The sequence below is a fragment of the Acidovorax sp. SRB_24 genome (genome assembly GCF_012931925.1).
Genome location: NZ_MWOM01000244.1, coordinates 1 through 453, shown reverse-complemented (window position 1 = coordinate 453; position 453 = coordinate 1). Strand labels below are relative to the sequence as shown.

General features: G+C 61.1%; 1 protein-coding gene. It reads left to right on the top strand.

Annotated features, from left to right (window positions below):
* Positions 1-69: 69 nt before the first annotated feature.
* On the top strand, positions 70-453 hold a 384-nt coding region (locus B2J89_RS21765; RefSeq protein WP_205763936.1), incomplete at its 3' end, for a transposase.

The following is a 453-nucleotide window of genomic DNA, read 5'->3' as shown; positions in this document are numbered from 1 at the left end:
GAGGGTGTGCAGAATTTTGTGTAAACGGAAAATCCCACGCGGGCGCAAGCCCGCATGTCCGCAAACACCATGGCACCCAAGAAACACGAAGTCCCCGAAGAACTACTGACCAGCCTGCTGGCCAACTACAAGAAGCCTGAAGACCTCATCGGCGAGAACGGCCTGCTCAAGCAGCTGACCAAGCTGCTGGTGGAGAAGGCCCTGGACGCCGAACTGACCGAGCACCTGGGCCACGACCGGCATGAAACGGTGGCCAACGAAGCTGGCAACACCCGCAACGGCAAGAGCAAGAAGACCCTCAAGGGCGAGTTCGGCGAACTGCCTATCGAGATTCCCCGCGACCGCCACGGCAGCTTCGAGCCCCAGCTCATCCCCAAGCACCAGACCCGGTGGGCGGGCTTCGACGACAAAATCATCTCGCTGTACGCCCGCGGCATGACGGTGCGCGAGATT